The 25117-nt window shown below is 54.5% G+C and carries 11 protein-coding genes and 4 pseudogenes; 12 read left to right on the top strand and 3 right to left on the bottom strand.

Features of this window, described 5'->3' with window-relative positions:
• Positions 1–2 precede the first annotated feature (2 nt).
• The 8 genes and pseudogenes from bcsQ to ACQ86O_RS04165 all read left to right on the top strand — a co-directional run bounded on the left by bcsQ (position 3) and on the right by ACQ86O_RS04165 (position 16025).
• Positions 3–740, top strand: coding sequence for a cellulose biosynthesis protein BcsQ (gene bcsQ, locus ACQ86O_RS04200; RefSeq protein ID WP_431224239.1), 738 nt, complete (start codon positions 3–5; stop codon positions 738–740).
• Positions 737–3340 carry a UDP-forming cellulose synthase catalytic subunit gene (gene bcsA, locus ACQ86O_RS04195; protein WP_431224238.1) on the top strand — a complete coding sequence of 868 codons (2604 nt, stop codon included), beginning with the start codon at positions 737–739 and terminating at the stop codon, positions 3338–3340. Before bcsQ ends, bcsA begins: the two co-directional genes overlap by 4 nt.
• Positions 3341–3404: 64 nt before the next feature.
• A pseudogene (gene bcsB / locus ACQ86O_RS04190) lies at positions 3405–5713 on the top strand (cellulose biosynthesis cyclic di-GMP-binding regulatory protein BcsB).
• Between the two features lie 8 nt (positions 5714–5721).
• Complete coding sequence (gene bcsZ, locus ACQ86O_RS04185; RefSeq protein ID WP_431225643.1) at positions 5722–6834, top strand: cellulose synthase complex periplasmic endoglucanase BcsZ; 1113 nt, start codon at positions 5722–5724, stop codon at positions 6832–6834.
• Positions 6816–10273, top strand: a pseudogene (gene bcsC / locus ACQ86O_RS04180) (cellulose synthase complex outer membrane protein BcsC). Before bcsZ ends, bcsC begins: the two are co-directional and overlap by 19 nt.
• A gap of 306 nt (positions 10274–10579) precedes the next feature.
• Positions 10580–12589, top strand: a complete 2010-nt coding sequence (hmsP, locus tag ACQ86O_RS04175) for a biofilm formation regulator HmsP (protein ID WP_431224237.1) — start codon at positions 10580–10582, stop codon at positions 12587–12589.
• Positions 12590–12880: 291 nt separating this feature from the next.
• Complete coding sequence (locus ACQ86O_RS04170; protein ID WP_431224236.1) at positions 12881–14170, top strand: dicarboxylate/amino acid:cation symporter; 1290 nt, start codon at positions 12881–12883, stop codon at positions 14168–14170.
• Positions 14171–14525: 355 nt separating this feature from the next.
• Positions 14526–16025 carry a M16 family metallopeptidase gene (locus ACQ86O_RS04165; protein WP_431224235.1) on the top strand — a complete coding sequence of 500 codons (1500 nt, stop codon included), beginning with the start codon at positions 14526–14528 and terminating at the stop codon, positions 16023–16025.
• Between the two features lie 35 nt (positions 16026–16060).
• Here the strand turns inward: ACQ86O_RS04165 and ppiC are convergent.
• Positions 16061–16341, bottom strand: a pseudogene (ppiC, locus tag ACQ86O_RS04160) (peptidylprolyl isomerase PpiC).
• A 183-nt stretch (positions 16342–16524) separates the two neighbouring features.
• Between ppiC and rep the strand changes: the two are divergent.
• On the top strand, positions 16525–18549 hold the full coding sequence (gene rep, locus ACQ86O_RS04155; protein ID WP_431224234.1) for a DNA helicase Rep: 2025 nt from the start codon (positions 16525–16527) through the stop codon (positions 18547–18549).
• Between the two features lie 21 nt (positions 18550–18570).
• Here the strand turns inward: rep and ppx are convergent, their stop codons facing one another.
• Both ppx and rhlB read right to left on the bottom strand, forming a co-directional pair.
• Positions 18571–20064 carry an exopolyphosphatase gene (gene ppx, locus ACQ86O_RS04150; RefSeq protein ID WP_431224233.1) on the bottom strand — a complete coding sequence of 498 codons (1494 nt, stop codon included), beginning with the start codon at positions 20062–20064 and terminating at the stop codon, positions 18571–18573.
• Positions 20065–20194: 130 nt separating this feature from the next.
• Entirely contained in the window at positions 20195–21481 is a 1287-nt protein-coding gene (gene rhlB, locus ACQ86O_RS04145; RefSeq protein ID WP_431224232.1) for an ATP-dependent RNA helicase RhlB, read from the bottom strand.
• A gap of 132 nt (positions 21482–21613) precedes the next feature.
• Between rhlB and trxA the strand changes: the two genes are divergently transcribed.
• From trxA to wecA, 3 genes and pseudogenes are all read left to right on the top strand, one after another.
• On the top strand, positions 21614–21940 hold the full coding sequence (gene trxA / locus ACQ86O_RS04140) for a thioredoxin TrxA (RefSeq protein WP_156293301.1): 327 nt from the start codon (positions 21614–21616) through the stop codon (positions 21938–21940).
• A 526-nt stretch (positions 21941–22466) separates the two neighbouring features.
• The gene (rho, locus tag ACQ86O_RS04135; RefSeq protein WP_025119023.1) at positions 22467–23726 is read left to right on the top strand and encodes a transcription termination factor Rho; all 1260 of its coding nucleotides are present in this window, start codon (positions 22467–22469) and stop codon (positions 23724–23726) included.
• Between the two features lie 285 nt (positions 23727–24011).
• Positions 24012–25108 (top strand): annotated as a pseudogene (wecA, locus tag ACQ86O_RS04130) (UDP-N-acetylglucosamine--undecaprenyl-phosphate N-acetylglucosaminephosphotransferase).
• The last annotated feature ends 9 nt before the right edge of the window (positions 25109–25117 follow it).

The raw sequence follows: 25117 nt of genomic DNA, 5'->3' as shown, positions 1-25117 counted from the left end.
TTATGCCAGTCATTGCGCTGCAAGGGGTGCGGGGCGGAATTGGCGCAACGTCGGTGACGGCGGCGCTGGCCTGGGCATTACAGCAATTGGGTGAGTCGGTGCTGGCCATCGATCTCTCGCCGGATAATCTGTTACGTTTGCATTTTAATACCCCTTTCAGTCTGAAGCGTGGCTGGGCGCGGGCGCAGTTGGATGGTGCAGACTTGCAGCAGGGGGCAATGCGCTACAGCAAAAGTCTCGATTTTCTGCCGTTTGGCCGTTTGAACCTGGTCGAACAGCGTCAGTTACAGCAGCAGACTCTGGAGGCGCCGGAACGCTGGCGGGAGTTTCTGGCTCAATTGCGGGCCTCAGGGCATTATCGCTGGATCCTGCTGGATATCCCGGCGGGCAATAATCCCCTGATCGAGCAACAGCTGGCGCTGGCAGACTGCGTATTCCTGATGCTTTCCCCCGATGCCAATTGCCATGCGCGTCTGTATCAGCAGCCCATGCCTGTTGGCTGCCACTTCCTGATAAATCGCTACTCATCGGCTAACCTGCTGCAACAGGATCTGCACCAGCTGTGGCTGCAAACGTTGGTGGGCCTGCTACCGCTGGTGATCCATCGGGATGAAGCCCTGGCGGAGGCGATGGCGGTGAAACAACCGCTGGGAGAGTACCGGCCAGAAAGCCTGGCGGCCGATGAAGTTCTGACGCTGGCCAACTGGTGCCTGCTTAATCTACAGGACCCGGCGCAATGAGCCGGGTACTGAACCTGCTACTGGTGCCCCCCGTTCACCGGGTGGTGCAGGCGCGTTATCGCGCTTACCGCCGTGCTGGCGCCTCCGCATTTACCGCTTTTCTCACCACACTGATGGTAGCCTTGGGCTGGCTGTTGCTGCGGCTGGAATCCCCGGCCTGGCAAAAAGTGAACGATGGCCGCAGCTATTGGTTCCCGCATATTTCGCCTAATCGTCCACGGCCAGCAGATCTGGTGCGTTACTTCTTGCAGGTAATCTGGCTGCTGGTGACGCGCAGCGGCCCCGCGCCGATGGGGCGTTACCATTTTGCCGGTTGGCAAAACCTGCAACTGCGTTATATCAATTGGTTGCAGCGCTTACCGCAACGCCTGCAGGAGGCCGGGATAGAGGCGCGTTCGGTGCAGCGCCTCAGCCGGATGAACCGATATGTGCGGCGCGCGTTGTTTATTCTCGCCGCAATGCTGGCCACGGTGCTGGCGCTGCTGTGTATTTCCCAACCTTTTGAGCTACCGGCGCAGTTTGTATTCGTGCTGTTGCTGTGGTGCATCGCCATGGTGGTGCGCCGTGTTCCTGGCCGTTTGCCGAGCCTGATGCTGATCGTATTGTCGTTGACCGTTTCCTGTCGTTATCTGTGGTGGCGCTATACCGCCACGCTGAATTGGGACGATCCCGTCAGCCTGGTGTGCGGTTTACTGTTGCTGATAGCGGAAACTTACGCCTGGGTGGTGCTGGTGCTGGGCTACTTCCAGACCGTCTGGCCATTGAACCGCCAGCCGGTGGCGATGCCTGCCGACAGCAGCACCTGGCCGGTTATCGACCTGATGGTGCCGACCTATAACGAAGATCTGGGCGTGGTGAAACCGACTATTTACGCGGCGTTGGGCATCGACTGGCCGAAAGACAAAATCAATATCTTCATCCTTGATGACGGTAACCGGCCTGAATTTAAAGCCTTTGCCGAAGAAGTGGGGGTCAGGTATATCGCACGACCCACCCATGAACATGCCAAAGCCGGAAACATCAACAATGCCCTGAAGTATGCGACCGGCGAGTTTGTCACCATCTTCGATTGCGACCACGTTCCTACCCGTTCTTACCTGCAACTGACCGTGGGCTGGTTCTTCAAAGATAAGAGTCTGGCGATGTTGCAGACGCCGCACCACTTCTTCTCACCCGATCCGTTTGAACGCAACCTGGGGCGTTTTCGCCAGACGCCGAACGAAGGCACCTTGTTCTACGGATTGGTGCAGGATGGGAATGATATGTGGGATGCCGCTTTCTTCTGCGGTTCCTGTGCCATCCTGCGCCGCAGTGCGTTGGATGAAATCGGCGGCATTGCGGTGGAAACCGTGACCGAAGATGCCCATACCTCATTGCGCCTACACCGTCTCGGTTACTCGTCTGCTTATATCCGTATCCCTCAGGCTGCCGGTTTGGCGACAGAAAGCCTGTCGGCCCATATCGGCCAGCGCATTCGCTGGGCACGCGGTATGGTGCAGATCTTCAGGCTGGATAACCCGCTGTTGGGCAAAGGGCTGAGGCTGGCGCAGCGCCTGTGTTATGCCAACGCCATGCTGCATTTCCTGTCCGGCATCCCAAGGTTGATCTTCCTGACGGCACCGCTGGCATTTCTGTTAATGCATGCCTATATCATCTTTGCCCCGGCGTTGGCGATCGCGCTTTATGTGCTGCCCCATATGATCCACGCCAGCCTGACCAACTCGCGTATTCAGGGTAAATACCGCCACTCATTCTGGAGTGAAATCTACGAAACCGTGCTGGCCTGGTATATCGCCCGGCCAACCACCGTGGCGCTGCTCAATCCGCATAAAGGTAAGTTCAATGTCACTTCCAAAGGCGGTTTGGTGGAGGAAGAACACGTCGACTGGGTAATTAGCCGACCGTATTTGTTCCTGGTAATGCTCAATTTTGCCGGTTTGGGGTTTGGTTTATGGCGTCTTTTCTATGGCCCGGCTGATGAGGTGATGACGGTAGTCATCAGTCTGGTATGGGTGATCTACAACATGACAATCCTCGGCGGGGCGGTAGCGGTGTCGGTGGAAGCCAGGCAGGTACGCCAATCGCACCGCGTGGAAATCGCGATGCCAGCGTCGGTGGCCCGGGCCGATGGGCATCTGTTCCCCTGCACGCTGCGTGATTATTCCGACGGCGGGGTTGGCATAGAGATGCGGGTGTCAGATCAGTTCAAAGAGGGCGACCGGATCGCCTTGTTGCTCAAACGCGGCCAGCAGGAATTCAGCTTCCCCTGCGTGGTGACGCGCGTTAATGGCCGCTTTGCCGGGATCCGCCTGGTGGAGCTATCTACACGCCAGCATATCGAATTTATTCAGTGCACCTTTGCGCGTGCCGATACCTGGGCACTGTGGCAGGACGGGTTCCCTGAAGACCGGCCTGTGGACAGCCTGCGTGACGTTCTGATGCTGGGTTTCCACGGCTATCTGCGTATGGCGGATTATGCACCGCCAGCCGTTCGCAAAATGATTATCGGCTTTACCACGCTAGCTACCTGGATTATGTCGTTTATTCCTCATGGCGTTGGGAGAGGCCGAGTTTCAGCAGCACAGGAAACAGTGGCATAGACTGTGTGTCGCAACCGCCCGTTCGCTTGCCTGGTGAACCGGCTCTAACATTGATGATGATACGATGACGAGAAAAATAAACTGGTTTACCGCATTGGCCTTGGGCATCAGTACATTGTCTCAGGCAGAAACTGCCAGCGCGCCAACGGCCATTGAGTCACCCCCGTGGCCACTGCGGCTGAAGCTCCGGTCAGCGCGCCTATCATTGCTCCGGTTGCGCAAGCGCCCAGTGCGCCGGTACGCGACGTTCAACTCCCCTTTGCCAAGATTGCTCCACCGCCGGGTACTTTTAGTTTGCGGGGGATCCGCCCTGAGGGGCAGGTGGAGTTTGGCGTGCGCAGCGATGAAGTGGTTTCGCAGGCGATGCTGGATCTGGAGTTTACCCCATCGCCTTCCCTGATCCCGGTGGAGTCGCACCTCAAGGTCTATCTCAATGATGAGCTGATGGGCGTCACTACCATCACCAAAGAGCAACTGGGTAAACCTAATCGCATCCAGATGCCGATCGATCCGCGCTATATCACCGATTTTAACCGCATACGTCTGGCGTTTGTTGGCCATTATCAGAACATTTGTGAAAATCCGGCCAACAGCACGCTGTGGCTGGACGTGAGCAAGTCCAGCTCGCTGAACCTGCGCTTCCAGACGCTGCCATTGAAAAATGAGCTTTCGCATTTCCCTGAGCCATTCTTCGACAGCCGAGACAACCGGCCATTAACTTTGCCAATGGTCTTTGCCGGTCAGCCGGATCTGACGCAACAGCGTGCCGCCGGGATCCTGGCCTCTTGGTTTGGCACCGTCGCGCAGTGGCGCGGCCAGTCATTCCCGACATTATTCAATCGATTGCCTGATCAGCACGCTATCGTATTTGCCACCAACAAGCAGCGCCCGGACTTCCTGAAAGACTACCCGGCGGTAAACGGACCAACGGTGGAGATGATAGGCCACCCCGATAACCCTTATGTGAAGCTGTTATTGGTGCTGGGGCGTGACGACAATGATCTGATTACTGCGGTGAAGGGGATCGCCCAGGGCAATATCCTGTTCCGTGGCCAGACCCTGACCGTCGACAAAGTGGAACAGTTGGCTACCCGCCAGCCGTACGATGCGCCAAATTGGGTGCGAACCGACCGGGCAATGAAGTTCAGCGAATTGCAGCAATATGCGCAACAGTTGCAGACCGATGGCGTTGAGCCTGGGCCGATCACGCTGTCGATGAATCTGCCGCCGGATCTGTTCCTGATCCACAGTACCGGCATCGATATGCAGCTGAAATATCGTTATACCTCGCCGCGTATCCAGGATGGTTCACGCTTGAGCATCAGCCTGAACAATCAGTTTGTGCAGTCTTATTCCCTGGTGCCGGAAAATGAAAAGGGGGCTCAGCTGCTACGTTTGCCGCTGGTGCAAGGGCTGATTGATTCGGACAAGGCGGTCAACATCCCGGCGCTGAAGCTGGGGGCGACCAACCAACTGCGCTTTGATTTCGATTACACCACGCTGCTGGCAAGCGGGGCCGAAGGGCGCTGTGAAACCTATTCGCTGGTACCTAACCATGCCGTGATCGATGGCAGTTCTACTATCGATTTCTCTGGTTATCGCCACTTTATCACCATGCCCGATCTGCGTGCTTTCGCCAATGCCGGTTTCCCGTTCAGCCGGTTGGCCGATCTTTCGCAAACGCTGGTGCTGGTGAACAAACAGCCGCAGCCAGCCCAGGTGAGCGCACTGCTTAACGCGCTGGGTAATGTGGGGGCACAAACCGGTTATCCAGCGCTGGCCTTCACGCTGGCGGATGACTGGTCGCAGGCCAAGGATAAGGATGCTGACATTTTGCTGATTGGTACCATCCCGCCAGAATTGCGGGATGACAAGAAAATCAGTCTGTTGGTGGAGGCGATGCTGAGTTGGGTGAAACAGCCGATGCGGCAACTGCCGCTGCCGGAAATGGAGATCCAGCAAGATGACGCCACGCCGGACAGCAAAACCACCATCAGTTCTGAAGGTGCCATGTCGGCGATTATTGGTGTGCAGTCTCCCTTCCACGATCAACGCAGTATCATAGCCTTGCTGGCAGACAGCCCTCGGGGTTATGAACTGCTGAATAACGCGCTGCTTGATAGCGGCAAACGTGCGGCGGTGTTTGGCTCGGTCGCGGTGATCCGTGAGTCGGGCGTCGATAGCCTGCGCGTCGGGGATATTTATTATGTCGGTCATCTGCCGTGGTGGGAGCGTATTTGGTACGCGTTGTCGACACATCCGGTGATTTTGGGTGTGATAGCCGCGCTGGTGGTGGTGATTGTGGCACTGTTGCTGCGGCGTGGCCTGAAGGCCTATAGCCGTCGTCGTCTGTCACCGGAAGATCGGGATTAATTAACATGGTGGCTTGTGGCCTGAAACGTCTGCTACCTGGCTTGCTGTTGCTGTGCGCTTTCAGCACGGCGGCGGCCTGTGAATGGCCAGCCTGGCAGCAGTACAAACAGTTTTATATCAGTGATGAAGGGCGGGTTATCGATCCCAGCAGCCCGAACCGGATTTCTACCTCCGAAGGGCAAAGCTACGGGATGTTCTTTGCGCTGGTGGCCAACGACCGGCCCACCTTCGACAAGTTGCTGGAATGGACAGAGAACAATCTGTCCGCTGGCGATCTGAGTGCGCATTTGCCTGCCTGGCAGTGGGGTAAAGACGATAAAAACCACTGGAAGGTGCTGGACAGTAACTCGGCCTCCGACGCCGATCTATGGATTGCTTACGATCTGATAGAGGCAGGCCGGTTGTGGCACAGCCGTCGTTACCAGACGCTGGGTACCTTGCTGCTGCAACGGATTGGCCGCGAAGAAGTGGCGGATATCCCCGGTTTGGGGCCAATGCTGTTACCTGGCAAGACTGGTTTCGTCGCGGAAAACCGCTGGCGGCTTAACCCCAGCTATCTGCCCCCGCAGTTGCTGGCGCGTTTTGCCTCATTAAACGGGCCTTGGCGATCCATGCAGCAAACCGGCCAGCGTTTGTTGCTGGAAACTGCGCCACAGGGTTTCTCACCGGACTGGGTAGCCTGGCAAGCCACCAAAGGCTGGCAGCCAGACCCGGTCAAACCTGATGTGGGCAGCTATGATGCCATCCGCGTTTATCTCTGGGCCGGAATGTTGGCAGATGACGATCCCCATAAAGCAGCGTTGGTCAAACAGTTCCAGCCAATGACTACTCTCACCGCACGGCTTGGCGTGCCACCGGAAAAAGCCGATACCGCCAGCGGGAAAACCACCGGCAATGGCCCGGTAGGGTTCTCTGCTGCGTTGTTGCCGCTGCTAGCCGCCCAGCCTGATGCCCTGGCGGTTCAGCGCCAGCGCATCAAAGACAATCCTCTGGGCAATGACGCCTATTTCAATGCCTCTTTGGTGCTGTTCGGCCAGGGATGGGATCAGCAACGTTATCGTTTTAATCGTCAGGGTGAACTTCAACCCTCCTGGGGCAGCCAATGCGTAACTTTAAACTAGGCTGGATTTTAGGCCTGGCCATGTTGCCGCAGGCGCAGAGCGCTGAAACCGTTGCTCCTGAGCAATGGCTGTTGGAGCAGGTGCGCATCGGTGAGGCCAGTAATAAAGACGAACTGGTTCGTCAGTCGCTTTATCGCCTTGAACTGATGGATCCGAACAACCCGGACGTGATTTCGGCGCGTATGCGTTTGGCATTACGCCAGGGCAATCTGGTGGTGGCACAGCAGCAATTGGACAAGCTTAAAGGCGTGGCACCGCAATCCCCGGTTTATCGTCAGGCGGAAATGAACATGCTTCTGACCCAGCCGGAAACCCGCCAGAAGCTGCAACAGGCGCGTCTGATGGCGACTGCAGGGCGCTTGACGGAAGCCAAAGCCCAATACGATGAGCTGTTCCAGGGCGATCCGCCTACGTTCGATCTGGCCGTGGAGTATTGGCGGCTGGTGGCCCGATTGCCCGGCCAGGAGCCCGCAGCAATACAAAAGTTGCAGGCACTGGATAAGCAATATCCGGGTAACGTAGCGCTGCGTATGGCGCTGGTGCGGCTGTTATTCAGCCAGGGTCAGGATGCACAGGCTTATGTGCTGTTACAGAAAGTCGCAGCCGATCCCGCTGGCCGTGGTGATGCGGCGGATCTGTGGCTGGAAAAAGTCAAAGCGATGCCCGTCAGCCCGCAGAGCGTAGCCGCGTTAAACCGCTTTCTTGGCGTGTTTGAAAGCGGTGAGCAGGCGCTTAACGCACAGCAGGAATTGGCCCGGCAACAAACGCTGCTGGCCGATCCGGCTTATCAGGCCCGTATCACCGGGTTGGCACAGGTGGACCAAGGCGGCAGCCGTGCCGCAATCCCAGAGTTGAAAAAGGCCTTATCTGGCGCGCCCAAGGATGCTGAAGTCCTCGGGGCGCTTGGGCTGGCCTATTCCCGTGCCGGTAACCGCCAGCAGGCGTTAAATCTGTTCCTGCAGGCACAAAAAGCGGATAAGGATAATTACGACAGCGACAAATGGCAGAGCTTAATCCAGAGCACCCGCTACTGGATGGCGATCGATGCCGGTGACAAGGCGCTGAAGGCCAATAACCTGCCGCTGGCGCAACAGAAATACCAACTGGCACGGCATATTGATAACAGTGACAGTGATGCGCTGATTGGCCTGGGTGACGTTGCCGTAGCCCGTAAGGATGATGTTGCCGCAGAACGTTATTACCAACAGGCGCTACGCCTTGACCCAGGCAGCGGCAGTGCGGTGCGTGGTTTGGTCAATATTTACCAGCGGCAGTCACCACAAAAGGCATTGGCCTACCTCAACAGCCTGTCTCGTGGGCAGCAGAACAAGATGCGCAGCACGCTTGAGGGCCTGCAACTGGACATGCTGAAGCAGCAGGCGGATGAGCTGGCGCAGCACCAGCAATGGCCACAGGCGGCGGAAAAATACCGTCAGGCGCATCAGAAAGACCCCGATGATGTCTGGCTGACCTATCACTATGCGCAGGCGTTGCGCCAAGCCGGGCAACCGCAGCAGGCCGACGAGATGTTCCGTCAGTGGGTCCAGAAAAAACCCAGCGACCCGCAGCAGATATACGCCTACGCTCTCTATCTGTCGGGCAGCGATCGCGATACCCAGGCATTGGCGCATCTCAATAGCCTGCCACCGGCCCAGTGGGACGACAATATGCGTGAAATGGCGCAGCGGCTGCAGATGCAGGCGACGCTCGATCACGCTGAACAGCTCCGGGCGGGCGGTGATGAACCTGCAGCCATCGCCTATCTGCGCCAACAACCGGCAAATACGCGTATCGACCTGACCCTGGCTGATTGGGCGTTGGAAAGAGGGGAGTATGACGCGGCATTGGCGGACTATCAGCGGGTTCGGACCCGTGAACCGAATAACCCGGATGCGCGGCTGGGGGAGGTGGAAGCCTATGTGGCGCAAGGCAAGCTGAGTGAGGCTCGCCAACGGTTGCAAGCGGCACCGCTGCAGCCGGATGAATCGATCAATGGCCAGCGCCGTATCGCTAATGCCTGGATGGCGGTGGGCGAACCTGCTAAAGCGACAGGTATTTTCACCCAGTTGAAAAGCGCTGCTCAGCAAGAGCCGCCAGGTCAGGCAAAAGCGCTGGTTTATCGCGATGCCGCCAGGCTTGAGCAGGCACAGCGGCAGCCGGTACTGGCGCAGCAGGATTACCGCCAGGCGATGGTTGCCAGCGGTATTGCCCCAAGCGTGCCCGAAGATAATGACGGTTACACTCGCCTGACCCGCAATAACCCGACGGATGACTGGCTAAAAAGGGGGATCCGTTCTGATGCCGCCGATCTCTATCGCCAGCAGGATGTCAGAGTTACGCTCGACCATGACTATTGGCGTTCGAGCGGGACCGGCGGGATCTCTGATTACCAGGCGCATGACACCATGCTGCAGGTGGATATGCCGCTGTATGACGGGCGTGCGTTCTTGCGCACTGACACCGTACAGTTAAATGCAGGATCGTTTTCTACCACTGGTGGTAAGTATTTCGAAACCTTTGGTACCTGTAATACCGTGGGATGCAGTGGTGACGAACGGCAGAAAACTACTGGCACCAGCGTGGCGGCGGGTTGGGCAAACGACCATTGGCTAACCGATATTGGCACCACTCCGATGGGATTTGAGGTGGTGGATTGGGTCGGTGGCGTGGCCTACAGCGGTGACTGGAACCATATCGGCTGGACGCTGGGCGCATCACGGCGTCCGCTGACCAGTTCGCTGTTGGCCTTTGGCGGCACCCGCGATCCCAACACCGGTATTACCTGGGGCGGCGTACGGGCCACAGGTATCAACCTGAGCGCCAGCTACGATCGCGGTGAAGCCAACGGGGTGTGGGCCGATCTCAGTGCCCATCAACTGACCGGCAAGAATGTGGAAGATAACCAACGCCAGCGATTGATGGCCGGTTATTACTATAAAGTGATTAACGAAGATAACAGACGTGCCACCATTGGGCTGAGCACCATGCTCTGGCACTATCAAAAGGATTTGAGCAGTTACTCACTCGGGCAGGGGGCTATTACAGCCCGCAGGAATATGTCTCGCTGGCGGTACCGGTGAACTATCGCCAGCGTACAGAAAACTGGTCCTGGGAACTGGGTGGCTCGGTGTCAATTTCACACTCGAAATCCAACGATGAAAAGCGTTATCCCCTGCAAGGGCTTATCCCTGATTCTCTGCCGGACAAGTTTGCGGTGGAGAGTGGGGGTTCCTCCTCCGGTGTGGGTTACACGCTGCGGGCCATTATCGAACGCCGTCTCAGTTCCCATTGGACTTTGGGGGCAGGCATCGATATTCAACAGGCGAAAGACTACACGCCGAGTCATGCGCTGATTTATCTGCGCTATTCGCTTGCCGGTTGGCAGGGCGATCTTGACCTACCTCCGCAGCCACTGACGCCTTACGCTGATTTCAAGTGACAGGAATTGGGATATTCACAGTGTCGCCCACAGGGTAGTTTTGCTACCCTGTGATTATTCCGGTTCAGATAATACCGAAACCCGCGTTTTTCCTCCTGCAGTCAGAAGGTTGGTAAGGTAAAAACACGAAACAATCGAGTATACTCGGCCGGTTCGAGGGGAGAGCAGAAGTGACCTTCCATCTTTCAAACTACGGCGTTGTGGGTTTCACGCAGTAACTCGGTGGTTCATTGAGCGAGATTTTGAAAGTTATTGGGTATGGCTCTGGCCCTTTTTTGTTTCAGCCCGAATGAGCGGAGAGCAGGTTTGCGGGTCAGGCGTTCATTAACGATTAAACAGATGGCAGCGGTGTCTGGCGTGGCACTGGTGACAATCGCCATTTTTATCGTGATCCAGTTATTCCACTTTGTGCAGCAGCGCAGGGATGATTATGCCCAGCAACTGGAGAATATCGCTCAGTCCGTGCGTCAGCCTCTGGCAGAAGCGGTGCTGCGCATGGACGTACCGGAAACCAAACGCGTTCTTAATACCCTGCTGCCGATAGGCATCCTCACCCGGGCGGATATCGTCCTGCCAAACGAGTTCCAGGCGTTACATGCCAATTTTCCTCCGGAACGCCCGGTCCCCGCCCTGGCGGCGCGTATTTTTGAGCTGCCGGTACAGATTTCGGTGCCGCTTTATTCTCTGGAGCGGGTACCCGCCAATCCTCAACCGTTGGCTTACCTGGTATTACAGGCCGATTCGCATCGGATGTATCAGTTTATTCTCAGTACGTTATCCACCATGCTGTCAACCTACCTGCTGTTGGCGCTGATCCTGTCGATCTCCATAACCTGGTGCATGAACCGGCTATTGGTTTATCCACTGCGCGCCATGGCTCGGGAACTGGAAAATGTGTCTCAGGAGGATACCCCTTATCATCAGCTGATGCTTCCTGCCCAGCATCAGGATGACGAACTTGGCCAGTTGGTTCGCAATTACAACCGTAACCAGCAGATGCTGGCCAAGGCGCACAACGCCATGAACCACCTGAGTACCCGCAATTCGATAACTGAATTGCCTAACCCGGTGTTGTTTACTGCGCTGCTGGAGCAGCATATTGCCACCAGTATGCGGCCCGCGCGTTTTAACCTGTTGGTGGTTGGCATTGAAACATTGCACGAAGCGTCTGGCGTGCTGAGCCCGTCAATGCGGGAGTCGCTGTTGCTGACGCTGGCGAAGAAACTACGGCAGGTTATTGGCGCGGATTGCGTGCTGGCCCAGTTGAGCAACGCCGAATTTGCCATATTGGCGAAAAATGTCGAGCGGCCTTTCCAGGCCCTGCAACTGGCCCGAAGCATTATGGTGGCGATTAACGCGCCGCTGGATCTGCAACAGAAGATGCTGTTACGGCCAAGCGCCAGTATCGGCATTGCTCATTACCCGAACCCAGGGGAAAGTGCGGAACAGTTACTGCGCAGCGCCACCTCGGCGATGATGTCGGCGCATCGCGAGGGTAAAAATCAGATTTTGTTCTTCGAACCCAGCCTGACCGAAAAAACCAAAAAACGTCTGACGCAGGAGAGCGAGATCCTGCTAGCCATCGAGCAGCGCCAGTTTATGCTGTTCCTGCAGCCGCAATGGGACATGCAAACCAACCAGATCACCGGTGCGGAGGCTCTGCTACGCTGGCAGTTGCCCAACGGCAATATTATTCTGCCTACGGATATCATTTCTTTGGCAGAAGAGCTGGACGTGATTGTGCCGCTCGGCAACTGGGTGCTGGAAGAGTCATGCCGGATTCTGGCAGATTGGCAAACCAAGGGGATTACGTTGCCGCTGGCGGTGAATATTTCGGCGATCCAGATGCAGCACAAAAACTTTGTTCCTCATTTGAAACAACTGCTGGAGCAACAGCGTATCGACCCGCACAAGCTGCTGTTGGAAATCACAGAAACGGTGCGCATCAACGATCTCGACCAGGCATTGGCTCTGCTGCGTGAGCTGCATAGCCTGGGGCTGTCGATCGCCCTGGATGATTTTGGTATGGGCTATGCCAGCCTCAATTACCTCAATCGTCTTAAAAGCCTGCCGATCGATTTGATTAAAATCGATAAAAGCTTTATTGGCGGCCTGCCAGAGGACGATGCGATGGTGCGTATTATCAGTTCAATTTCGGAAGTGCTTCACCTGCCGGTGTTGGCGGAAGGGGTTGAAACGCAAGCGCAGCGGGACTGGCTACTGCAGCATGGCATTCGCACTGGCCAAGGCTTCCTGTTTGCCAAGCCAGCCCCTCGCGAAGAATTTGAGGCGCTATTTTGCCAGCCAGGCCGTTAACTATGGCAAGATTTTTGCCGATAATCTGCCGTTTTTCCCCTCTCCCAACAATGTCCGAAAACCGCTATTTTTTTCAAATTTTTTTGGGTTAATTCCAAGAAAACTCAGGGTAACGCCCAAACTTGCAATTGGACTGACGCGTTTCAGCTCTTAAATTCGTATCAATAGGCGTTTTAGGGGACAACAAGTTATTTCCATGTTGTTATCTGGGTGTTATTTTCCGCGCTAGCGATAAACAGGACGGACGAGTGAACGTCCTCCTGCCTCGTTGTCTCCCCCAAAGGATGTTATATGAAAACAACTATCTTCAAGAGTCTCTATTTTCAGGTACTGACAGCGATTACGCTGGGTATCCTGCTTGGCCATTTCTACCCTGACCTCGGAGCCCAGATGAAACCGCTGGGTGATGGATTTGTTAAATTAATCAAGATGATCATTGCCCCGGTTATCTTCTGTACCGTGGTGACCGGCATCGCAGGTATGGAGAGCATGAAGGCTGTGGGCCGTACCGGGGCGATAGCTCTGCTGTACTTTGAAATTGTCAGTACCATTGCGCTGCTGATCGGTCTGGTGATCGTTAACGTGGTGCAACCAGGTGCCGGGATGAACGTTGATCCTGGTACTTTGGATGCCAAAGCGGTGGCGGTGTATGCCGAACAGGCATCGCAACAGGGGATCGTGCCGTTCCTGCTGGATATCATCCCTGGCAGTGTGATTGGTGCCTTTGCCAGCGGCAACATCCTTCAGGTGCTGCTGTTCGCCGTGATGTTCGGTTTTGCCCTGCATCGTCTGGGTGAGAAAGGCCAGTTGATCTTCAACGTGATCGAAAGCTTCTCCCGCGTGATCTTCGGCATCATCAACATGATTATGCGCCTGGCTCCTCTGGGTGCCTTTGGTGCCATGGCGTTCACTATCGGTAAATATGGTGTGGGGACGTTGCTGCAACTGGGCCAGTTGATTGCCTGCTTCTACCTTACCTGTGTGCTGTTTGTGGTGGTGGTTCTCGGTTCTATCGCTCGCTACAACGGCTTCAACATCTTCAAATTTATTCGTTACATTAAAGAAGAGTTGCTGATTGTATTGGGGACTTCGTCTTCTGAGTCGGTGCTGCCACGCATGCTTGGCAAGATGGAGAATCTGGGTTGTAAGAAATCGGTGGTGGGGCTGGTGATCCCGACCGGTTATTCGTTCAACCTTGATGGCACCTCTATCTACCTGACCATGGCTGCGGTGTTTATTGCCCAGGCAACCAACACCCATATGGATGTTATGCATCAGGTCACCCTGCTGGTGGTCTTGCTGCTGTCGTCGAAAGGGGCTGCGGGGGTAACCGGCAGCGGCTTTATCGTGCTGGCAGCTACCATCTCGGCGGTGGGGCATTTACCATTGGCCGGTCTGGCCCTGATCCTGGGTATCGACCGCTTTATGTCTGAGGCGCGTGCACTGACCAACCTGGTAGGTAACGGTGTTGCGACGGTAGTCGTTGCCAAATGGTGTAACCAATTGGACGAGCAGCAACTCAAAGATGTGCTCAACAACCCAGGGGCGGTTCCTACAGACAAAACGCTGCCTTCTGCCTGATATTTCCTGCCCTGTCCAACGTCATTGGGGTGGTAGCCGATAACGCTGCAACCCCAGGAACGAAGGATATAAAAACATCGGCTGCCATCGCAGCCGATGTCATTTCCCCTTGCTTCCACGGCATTTTTTCTCCATAACACTTTGCTATGCATTATTTTTCACTCTGATGAGTGACATCCGTAAAGGCACGCGGTCTAACAGAATGGTACACTTTCCGCTTTCCGCCCCACTGTGAAACTCAGGGCGTCATTAGTAGACTGTGTCAGGTAACAGCCACAGCACAGCCTAATATTCCATTGAACGGAATATCCGCATTTGCATAGAAAAATTGGATAGTCATTAAGTAGGGGTTCACATGCAGGGCACCAGAATTCGTCTTTTAGTGGGTGGGCTGCTGTTGGTTGCGGCCAACGGTAGCGTGCGGGCTGAAGCACTACAACCTGATCCTGCCTGGCAGCAGGGGCAGTTGGATAACGGGTTTTCCTGGCAGATCCTGGATACGCCACAACGCCCGAGCGACCGCGTAGAATTGCGGCTGATGGTCAATACCGGATCGCTGGTGGAGTCTTCCCAGGAGATTGGTTTTGCGCATCTATTACCGCGTATAGCTATTACGCACAGTGAAAGTTTTACCGGGCCGCAGCTGCATTCGCTGTGGCAGCAGAGCGTGGACAGTGAACGGCCATTGCCGCCAGCCATCAGCTCTTATGATTTCACCATTTATAATCTGAGTCTGCCGAATAACCGTCCCGATCTGCTGAAAGAAGCGCTGGCCTGGTTGTCAGATACGACAGGTAAACTGGCGATTGACGAAAATACGCTGCATACCGTGATGAATGCGAACGTTGACCCTATAGGTGCTTTCCCGCCGAATCCTCAGGATCCCTGGTGGCGTTATCGCCTGAAAGGCTCAACCATGCTAGCTCACGATCCGGCCCAACCGGCAAAGCGGCCAGTTAACATCGATCAACTGAAGAAATTCTATGAGCAGTGGTATACCCCAGATGCCATGACTTTGTATGTGGTCGGTAAAGTGGATAGCCGTGCTCTTAGTGAGCAGATTAACAAGACTTTCTCACTGCTTAAAGGCAAGCGTGAAATACCGGCACCGATGCCCACTCTGACGCCACTGCCCCCGCAGCCGGTCAGCCTGATCAGCGAGCAGGTGAAGCAGGATACGTTGTCGATCATGTGGGACACACCGTGGCACCCGATCCGTGATTCACAGAGCCTGAGCCGTTATTGGCGTAGCGATATCGCCCGTGAGGCTTTGTTCTGGCATATTCAGCAGGTGCTGCAAAAGAGCGAGCAGAAAAACATACATCTGGGCTTTGACTGCCGGGTGCAGTTTCAACGTGCCCAGTGCGCGATCCATCTGGATTCGCCGAATGATAACCTGAACAATGGCTTGGCCTTTATCGCCCGCGAGTTGGCCAACGTAAGGGATAATGGGTTGTCCCAGGATGAATTCAAGGCGTTGCTGGAGCAAAAGGCCGATCAACTGAGCAAACTGTTTGCTACCTATGCTCGTACTGATACTGACGTGCTGATGAGCCAGCGCCTGCGTTCACAGCAGAGCGGGGTGGTGGATATTGCGCCAGAGCAATACCAGAAGCTGCGCCAGGCGTTTCTGTCGTCAATAACGCTGGAGTCGCTCAATCAGGAACTGAAGCTGCAACTGTCGCAGGATGCCACCTTGGTGCTGTTACAGCCGAAGGGGGAGCCGGAAATGAACATGAAGCAGTTGCAGGAAACCTACAACGGTATCATGACGCCCGCACCTGCGGTGGTGAGTGAAGACGTTAAACCCGCGGAGGCTGCGGCGGCAGCAGCGCCGGAAACCAGCGCTCAGTAATCTGAAGGGCGCAGTTTATTGCTGCGCCTTTAGTTTTAATTCCGATATAACACTTTGATAATATGGAAGCCAAACTGGGTTTTTACTGGCCCATAGGGTTTCAGTAATGGGATGCTGAATACCGCTTTATCAAAGGCCGCTACCATGGTGCCCTTATTGAACTCCCCAAGGAACCGCCGTTGCGTTTGGACGGGCAGCTTGAGTATTTTCGCGCCAGCGTGTCAAAGCTGACGCCGCGCTTTAGTTTAGCCAGCAATTCGTTGGCCAAGGTTTCGTTATCCACCAGGATATGCAGGGCGCAAGCCGTCTTTGCCATCATCTCGTCCATTTTCGTCATGCAAAATTAACCGCTATTATACCTGTTTTACCCAATGTATTTCGAGTCACAGCTACGCTCGCAGATAACAACGCTGTGGCTTGAAAGGCGACGGGTATCAATCTGATTGGCGCTTTCTGCTACAATCCTCCTCCACGTAATAAAGTCGAGCAACAAAGCGCCATGCGATTAAACCCTAGCCAACAACACGCTGTCGAATTCGTTACCGGGCCCTGCCTGGTGCTGGCCGGTGCCGGTTCCGGCAAAACGCGCGTGATCACCAATAAAATCGCCCATCTGATCCACCAATGTGGTTATCAGGCACGGCATATTGCCGCCGTGACCTTTACCAACAAGGCGGCACGCGAGATGAAAGAGCGTGTGGCGCAAACCATGGGGCGCAAAGAAGCGCGTGGCCTGATGATCTCTACCTTCCACACGTTGGGGTTAGAAGTGATCAAACGCGAATATGCTGCGCTGGGGATGAAATCCAATTTCTCGTTGTTCGACGATCAGGATCAGTTGGCGTTACTGAAAGAACTGACCGAAAAATGGCTGGAAAATGACAAAACTCTGGTGGCGCAGCTGATTTCCACCATTTCCAACTGGAAGAACGATCTGGTGGATCCTCCCCAGGCGATGGGGTTGGCGCGGACGGAAAGAGACAAACTGTTTGCCCATTGCTACGGGTTGTACGATGCCCATATGAAGGCCTGTAACGTACTGGATTTTGATGATTTAATCCTGCTGCCAACGCTGTTGCTGCAGCGCAATGAAGAAGTGCGTGAACGCTGGCAGAACCGTATTCGCTATCTGCTGGTGGATGAATATCAGGATACCAACACTAGCCAGTACGAACTGGTGAAGTTATTAGTGGGTAACCGTGCCCGGTTTACCGTGGTGGGGGATGACGATCAGTCAATCTACTCGTGGCGCGGTGCGCGTCCACAAAACTTGGTACTGCTGAAAGAAGACTTCCCGCAACTCCAGGTGATCAAGCTGGAGCAAAACTACCGCTCTAGTGAACGCATTCTGAAGGCGGCCAACATTCTTATCGCCAACAATCCGCATGTGTTTGAGAAACGTCTGTTCTCCGAACTGGGTTATGGCGAAGAGCTAAAAGTGGTGACGGCCAATAACGAAGATCACGAGGCCGAGCGGGTGGTAGGGGAACTTATCGCCCACCATTTTGTGAAGAAAACCAATTACGGCGATTATGCGATCCTTTACCGGGGTAACCACCAGTCGCGGCTGTTTGAAAAAATGCTGATGCAAAACCGCATCCCCTACAAGATTTCTGGTGGGACTTCGTTTTTCTCCCGCCCGGAAATCAAGGATCTGTTGGCCTATCTGCGTGTCTTGACCAACCCGGACGATGACAGTGCGTTTTTGCGCGTGGTCAACACGCCCAAGCGTGAAATCGGCCCGGCAACGCTGCAAAAACTGGGAGAGTGGGCAAACCTGCGTAATAAGAGCCTGTTCCGCGCCAGTTTTGACGTTGGTTTGAGCCAGCACCTCACCGGTCGTGGGCTGGAATCCTTACAGCGCTTCACTCACTGGATGGAAGGCATCGCGCAAATGGCCGAGCGGGAACCCGTAGCGGCGGTACGGGATCTGATCCGCGGCGTTGATTATGAAAGCTGGCTGTTTGAAACCTCACCGAGCCCGAAAGCGGCTGAAATGCGCATGAAGAACGTCAACACTCTGTTTGGCTGGATGACTGAAATGCTGGAAGGCAGCGAGCTGGACGAACCGATGACGCTGACCCAGGTAGTCACACGCTTTACATTGCGTGACATGATGGAACGCGGCGAAAGTGACGAAGAGCTGGATCAGGTGCAGTTAATGACCCTGCACGCCTCTAAAGGGTTGGAGTTTCCCTATGTGTTCCTGGTGGGAATGGAGGAAGGGTTGTTACCCCATCAGAGCAGCATCGATGAGGATAATGTCGATGAAGAGCGGCGCCTGGCCTATGTGGGGATCACTCGGGCCCAGAAAGAGCTGATTTTCACGCTGTGCCGCGAACGCAGGCAATACGGCGAACTGATGCGTCCTGAACCTAGCCGTTTCCTGCTGGAACTGCCTCAGGATGATTTGGCCTGGGAGACGGAACGCAAGGTGATTAGCCCGCAAGAGCGGATGCAGAAAGGGCAAAGCCATTTGGCCAGTGTTAAAGCCATGTTGGCCAAGGCTAAAGGCGAAAGTTAAAGCGCCGTAATCACCGCTCTCTCAGTTCTGTTCTTCCAGGAATAACGGCCAGTGGGCATAGCTTTGCCAATGGCTTTCCTGCTCAAGCGCTTCCGCGCGCAACGGATGTTGCTCCAACCAACCGTGCGGTAAAATGACGTGCAATTCTTCATCGTTGGCACGCAATCGTACAGCAGGCAGGGTGTCGTCACGGCGGCGGCTGGCAAAGATGATGGCCAGGCGCAGGATACGGCACAGCCGCTGAGCTATACGTGGCGGCACGGCATTTTGTTGGCTCAGCAGCGGCAAATCGAGCGCATTGCTCTGGTTTTTTAACAGGGTTGCCAACAGTTTTTTCTGCGCCGGAGTAAAGCCGGGTAAATCAAGATGGCGGATCAGATAGGCGGCGTGTTGCGGTGCCTGTCTGAAGTCGACGCTCAGGCCGATTTCGTGGATAAAGCAGGCGGCATGCAGTAGCTCACGACATCGCTCATCCAACTGCCATTCATTGGCCGTCTGCAAGCAGAAATTCGCCGCCAGTTGGCTGACGCGCTCTGCCTGGTCGGCATCGAGCAGGTAACGGCGTTGCAGATTTCGCAGCGTTCTGCTGCGGATATCCTGCTCTACCGGTAGATGCAGCATGCCATACACGAGCCCTTCACGCAGTGCGCCACCGGCCAGCGTCATGCTTTCAATGCCCAACTCCTGGAAAATGGCCAGCAGTATCGACAAGCCGCTCGGGAATACCAGGGCTCGTTCCAGTGTCAGCCCTTCGATTTCCAGCTCTTCCAGTTTGCCACACTGGATGGCGCGCTGTTTCAACTGGCGTAACTTGGGCAGGGTAATGCGCTCGTCCATACCTTGAGCAACCATGATCTCCTGCAGCGCTTGCACGGTGCCTGAGGCGCCGACGCAAATCTGCCAACCATGTTGGCGCAATTGCGGGGCTATCGGGCGCACCATTTCACGCGCTGCCAGCTCGGCCGCTTCAAAGTTATCCCGCTCCAGATTACGATCGCTGAAAAAACGTTCGAGCCAGGTTACGCACCCCATCGAAAGGCTGTAAAGCTGGGAGGCTTGCGCACCAATACCGGCAACCAGCTCTGTGCTGCCACCACCGATATCAACGACCAGGCGCCGATCGGGGCCACCGGTGGTATGGGCGACTCCGTGATAGATCAGGCGGGCTTCTTCCTCGCCGCTGATAACCTGCACAGGGCAGCCAAGGATCGTTTCGGCGGTTTTCAGAAATTCGTTAGCGTTACTTGCCAGGCGTAACGTCGCGGTGGCTACCACGCGGATTTGCTCCCGTGGGATATCCTGCAGGCGTTCCGAGAACAACCGCAGGCATTGCCAGCCGCGTTGCATGGCCTCATGGGACAAATGATTGTGCTGATCCAGCCCGGCAGCCAGACGCACCTTGCGTTTGATGCGTGCCAAAGTCTGGATACTGCCAGCAACCTCACGTACCACCAACATATGGAAGCTGTTGGAACCAAGATCGATGGCAGCATATAGGGTGCTGGAACCGGGCATAATTATCCCCTTTGCCTTTCAAGCAACATCGTTGTTGGTGGCGTTCGTTCACCCCTGTCACTTACCGGTGTAAGCTCCTGAGGACTCACGAGCTTGCCGCCTAGATGTAACTTGAAATTCATTGGGTATGTCAGCCTGAACGTTTGCGGTTATTACGAGGCGCACCGCCACGGCGTGGCGCGGAGTTACGGCGTGGGCCGTTGTTGCCTCTTGGGCGCACCAGGCGCTTAGGTGCTGGCAGATCGCTCATCAGCGCATCGCTATTGTACTTGCTCACAGGAATACTGTGGCCGGTATAAGTCTCGATAGCGGGTAGATTAAGCGCGTACTCTTCACATGCCAGACTGATGGAGTGGCCACTTTCGCCCGCACGACCGGTACGGCCGATACGGTGAACGTAGTCTTCACAGTCGTCCGGCAGATCGTAGTTGAAGACATGCGTCACCAACGGGATATGCAGGCCGCGTGCTGCGACATCGGTGGCGACCAGAATATCCAGGTTGCCTTTGGTGAAGTCGTCCAGAATACGCAGGCGTTTTTTCTGCGCCACGTCACCGGTCAGCAGACCGACGCGGTGACCGTCCGCAGCCAGATGGCCCCAGATATCCTCACAACGGTGCTTGGTGTTGGCGAAAATAATACAGCGATCCGGCCACTCTTCCTCGATCAGCGTCTGCAGCAGGCGCATTTTTTCTTCGTTGGAAGGGTAGAAAAGCTCTTCTTTAATGCGGTGGCCGGTTTTCTGTTCCGGTTCGACTTCCACATATTCGGCGTTGTTCATCTGCTCGAAGGCCAGTTCGCGCACGCGATAGGACAAGGTGGCGGAGAACAGCATGTTCAGGCGCTGATCGACCGCAGGCATGCGGCGGAACAACCAACGGATATCTTTGATAAAGCCCAGATCGTACATACGATCGGCTTCATCGAGTACCACAACCTGGATAGCCCCCAGATCGATATAATTCTGTTTGGCGTAGTCGATTAAACGGCCGGTCGTCCCGACCAGGATATCCACACCACTTTCCAGCACTTTAAGTTGTTTGTCATAGCCATCACCGCCGTAGGCCAGGCCAAGTTTCAACCCGGTGGATTGCGACAGAGCCTCTGCGTCGGAATGGATCTGTACTGCCAGTTCACGCGTTGGCGCCATGATCAAGGCGCGCGGCTGGTTGGTCTGGCGACCTTCTTTCGCCGGGTGGGACAGCAAATAGTGAAAAGTAGACGCTAAAAATGCCAGCGTCTTTCCGGTACCGGTTTGCGCCTGACCCGCAACGTCACGCCCGGAGAGCGTGAGCGGTAATGCTAACGCCTGGATGGGCGTGCAGTTGTGAAACCCTTTTTTCTCAAGGGCTTCAAGGACTAACGGGTGCAGGGCGAAGTCGGAAAACTTCTGTTCGGTCAAGTGTGTTTTGCTCATAGTGTGGTAGAATATCAGCTAACTATTGCTTTACGAAAGCATATCCGTTGAAATAAAAGCGGTGAAATAAAATCACCCTAAGTTGGTTTGACGCTACACCAACAAGGTAGACATAATCCTGTGGAGTAGAATATGAGCGATAAAATAATTCACCTGACTGACGACAGCTTTGACACTGATGTGCTGAAAGCCGAAGGACCAATCCTGGTCGATTTCTGGGCTGAATGGTGTGGTCCGTGCAAAATGATTGCTCCGATTCTGGATGAGATTGCCGAAGAGTTCGAAGGCAAACTGACCATCACCAAGCTGAACATCGATCAAAACCCGGCTACCGCCCCTAAATACGGTATCCGTGGTATTCCTACGCTGTTGCTGTTCAAAAACGGTGAAGTGGCCGCGACCAAGGTAGGCGCGTTGTCCAAAGGTCAGCTCAAAGATTTCCTTAACGCGAATCTGTAATCGGGCGGGAAGCCCTGTGACGGGCGTCTGGAGGGGGATGTTTCATTCACCGCTAGACGCCTGCCAAGAAGCGTGTTAAGTTTAACCATACTGCATATAGAACTTGCCCTAAGTATTAAATCTAAAGAGTCTGAATCTAAGCTTTACTCTGTGTTGAACCATCGGCGTTACAAAAGAAATGTGAACCCAGCCCATGTTTTAACAATCAAGCGGTTTTGCAAAAATCAGTTTTAAGGCACCTTCGATCTTAAACCGTAAGCTCATGCGTCCCGTGTAAGCCATTTCTTGCCGCGACGATTCAGTGACCCGGTGATCGAACGTCCAGTAACAGGCACGTATACCCAATGAATTTCGAGTTGCAGCTAGGCAGCGAGAGTGTGAATTCTCTGGAGCTTACTCTGGTAAGTGACCGAGATTTGTGTTCGCAAGTAACAATGCTTCAGCTTGAAAACCGACAGGTATATCACGCTGCCATACCATTCACGATATAAGTTCGAGACATACCCCGAGTTTAAGAACCCCCACTATGAATCTTACCGAATTAAAGAATACGCCGGTTTCTGAGCTGATTACTCTCGGCGAAAATATGGGGCTGGAAAACCTGGCCCGCCTGCGCAAACAGGACATTATCTTCTCTATACTCAAGCAACATGCGAAAAGCGGAGAAGATATCTTCGGTGATGGCGTGCTGGAGATATTGCAGGATGGATTTGGTTTCCTCCGTTCCGGAGACAGTTCCTACCTCGCAGGCCCCGATGATATCTACGTTTCCCCCAGCCAAATCCGCCGTTTCAACCTCCGCACAGGTGACACCATTTCCGGTAAGATTCGTCCGCCAAAAGAAGGTGAGCGTTATTTTGCCCTGTTGAAAGTCAATGAAGTCAACTACGACAAGCCGGAAAACGCCCGTAACAAGATCCTGTTCGAAAACTTGACGCCATTGCACGCCAACTCTCGTTTGCGTATGGAGCGCGGCAACGGTTCTACTGAAGATCTGACAGCCCGCGTGCTGGATCTGGCATCCCCAATTGGCCGTGGTCAGCGTGGGTTGATCGTGGCACCGCCAAAAGCCGGTAAGACCATGCTGCTGCAGAATATTGCCCAGAGCATCGCTTACAACCACCCAGACTGTGTGCTGATGGTGCTGCTGATCGACGAACGTCCGGAAGAAGTTACCGAGATGCAGCGTCTGGTGAAAGGTGAAGTTATCGCTTCTACCTTCGACGAACCGGCTTCTCGCCACGTTCAGGTTGCGGAAATGGTGATCGAGAAGGCCAAGCGCCTGGTCGAACACAAAAAAGACGTCATTATCCTGCTGGACTCCATTACCCGTCTGGCGCGTGCCTACAACACTGTAGTACCAGCCTCAGGCAAAGTGCTGACCGGTGGTGTGGATGCCAACGCGCTGCATCGTCCGAAGCGTTTCTTTGGTGCGGCTCGTAACGTTGAGGAAGGCGGTAGCCTGACCATCATCGCTACCGCACTGGTAGATACCGGTTCCAAAATGGACGAAGTGATTTACGAAGAATTTAAAGGTACAGGTAACATGGAATTGCACCTGGCGCGTAAAATCGCCGAGAAGCGTGTATTCCCTGCTATTGATTACAACCGTTCCGGTACCCGTAAAGAAGAATTACTTACCACGTCTGAAGAGCTGCAGAAAATGTGGATCCTGCGTAAGATCATTCACCCGATGGGCGAGATCGATGCGATGGAGTTCCTTATTAACAAATTGGCGATGACCAAAACCAATGATGAATTCTTCGACATGATGAAGCGCTCATAATTAAGTAAAAAATTTGGGGAACGCCACGCCTAGTCGTGGCGTTTTTCGCTTTTGGCGGATACGATAAGTAACAGCAAAAGGAAAGTAAGTTATTCTTACGCCTAACTGAGAACTCATCTTATTTATGCCGATTCTCTGCGTTATTGCGCGCAAGCAAGGAACGACTGGGTATAGATAAGTGTGAATGTCTGTTGTCATAGGAAATGACTGAAAGGTTGCCTGGTCATGTGGCGCAGTTTTTTACCCATGATAAGCTGCCTCATCTTCTTCAGAGATTTGTTAACTGTGAACCTGCTCACTATGAGTACCGAAATTCTTTTTGTTTTTCTGTTTTCTCTGGCTTTTTTGTTTGTTGCCCGCAAGGTAGCAAAACGTATTGGTTTGGTTGATAAGCCCAATTATCGTAAACGTCATCAGGGGTTGATCCCGTTGGTGGGGGTATTTCCGTTTACGCCGGTATCTGCTTTGCCTTCCTGATTTCCGATCAAACGATTGCGCACGGTAAGCTCTACCTGGCCTGTGCAGGCGTTCTGGTGTTCGTCGGGGCACTGGACGATCGCTTCGATATCAGCGTCAAGATCCGCGCGACCATCCAGGCGCTGGTGGGCATTGCCATGATGGTATTCGCTGGCCTCTATTTGCGCAGCCTTGGCTATGTATTTGGCAACTGGGAAATGTTGCTGGGGCCTTTTGGCTATCTGGTTACGCTGTTTGCCGTTTGGGCAGCGATCAACGCTTTTAACATGGTTGATGGCATTGACGGCTTGCTCGGTGGCCTCTCCTGCGTGTCATTTGGTGCCATGGGCGTGCTGTTATATCAAAGTGGCCACACCGAACTCGCCTTCTGGTGCTTCGCCATGCTGGCAGCCATTGTTCCCTACATCCTGCTTAACCTCGGCATCCTGGGCCGCCGGTATAAGGTATTTATGGGGGATGCAGGCAGTACCTTGATTGGCTTTACCGCCATCTGGCTGCTGTTGCAGAGTACGCAAGGGCCAAGCCACCCAATCAATCCCGTAACTGCGCTGTGGATCATCGCCATCCCGTTGATGGACATGATCGCCATCATGTATCGTCGCCTGCGCAAGGGCATGAGCCCGTTCTCGCCAGACCGCCAACATATCCACCACCTGATTATGCGTGCTGGCTTTACGCCGCGTCAGGCCTTTGTGCTGATTACGCTGGCTGCAGCGCTGCTGGCGGCCATTGGTGTGATAGGTGAACGTTTGAGTTTTATCCCTGAATGGGTCATGTTGGCATTATTCTTGCTTGCATTTTTCTTCTATGGCTATTGCATTAAGCGTGCGTGGCGAGTGGCGCGATATATCAAACGTATGAAGCGTCGCCTGCGTAATTCCACGAACAATAAGCAAGTACCTTAACCTGAGGCT

Origin of the sequence: Serratia sp. L9 (assembly GCF_050632285.1) — a bacterium.
Classification (GTDB): domain Bacteria; phylum Pseudomonadota; class Gammaproteobacteria; order Enterobacterales; family Enterobacteriaceae; genus Chania.
This window is presented reverse-complemented; position numbering and strand designations above follow the sequence as displayed.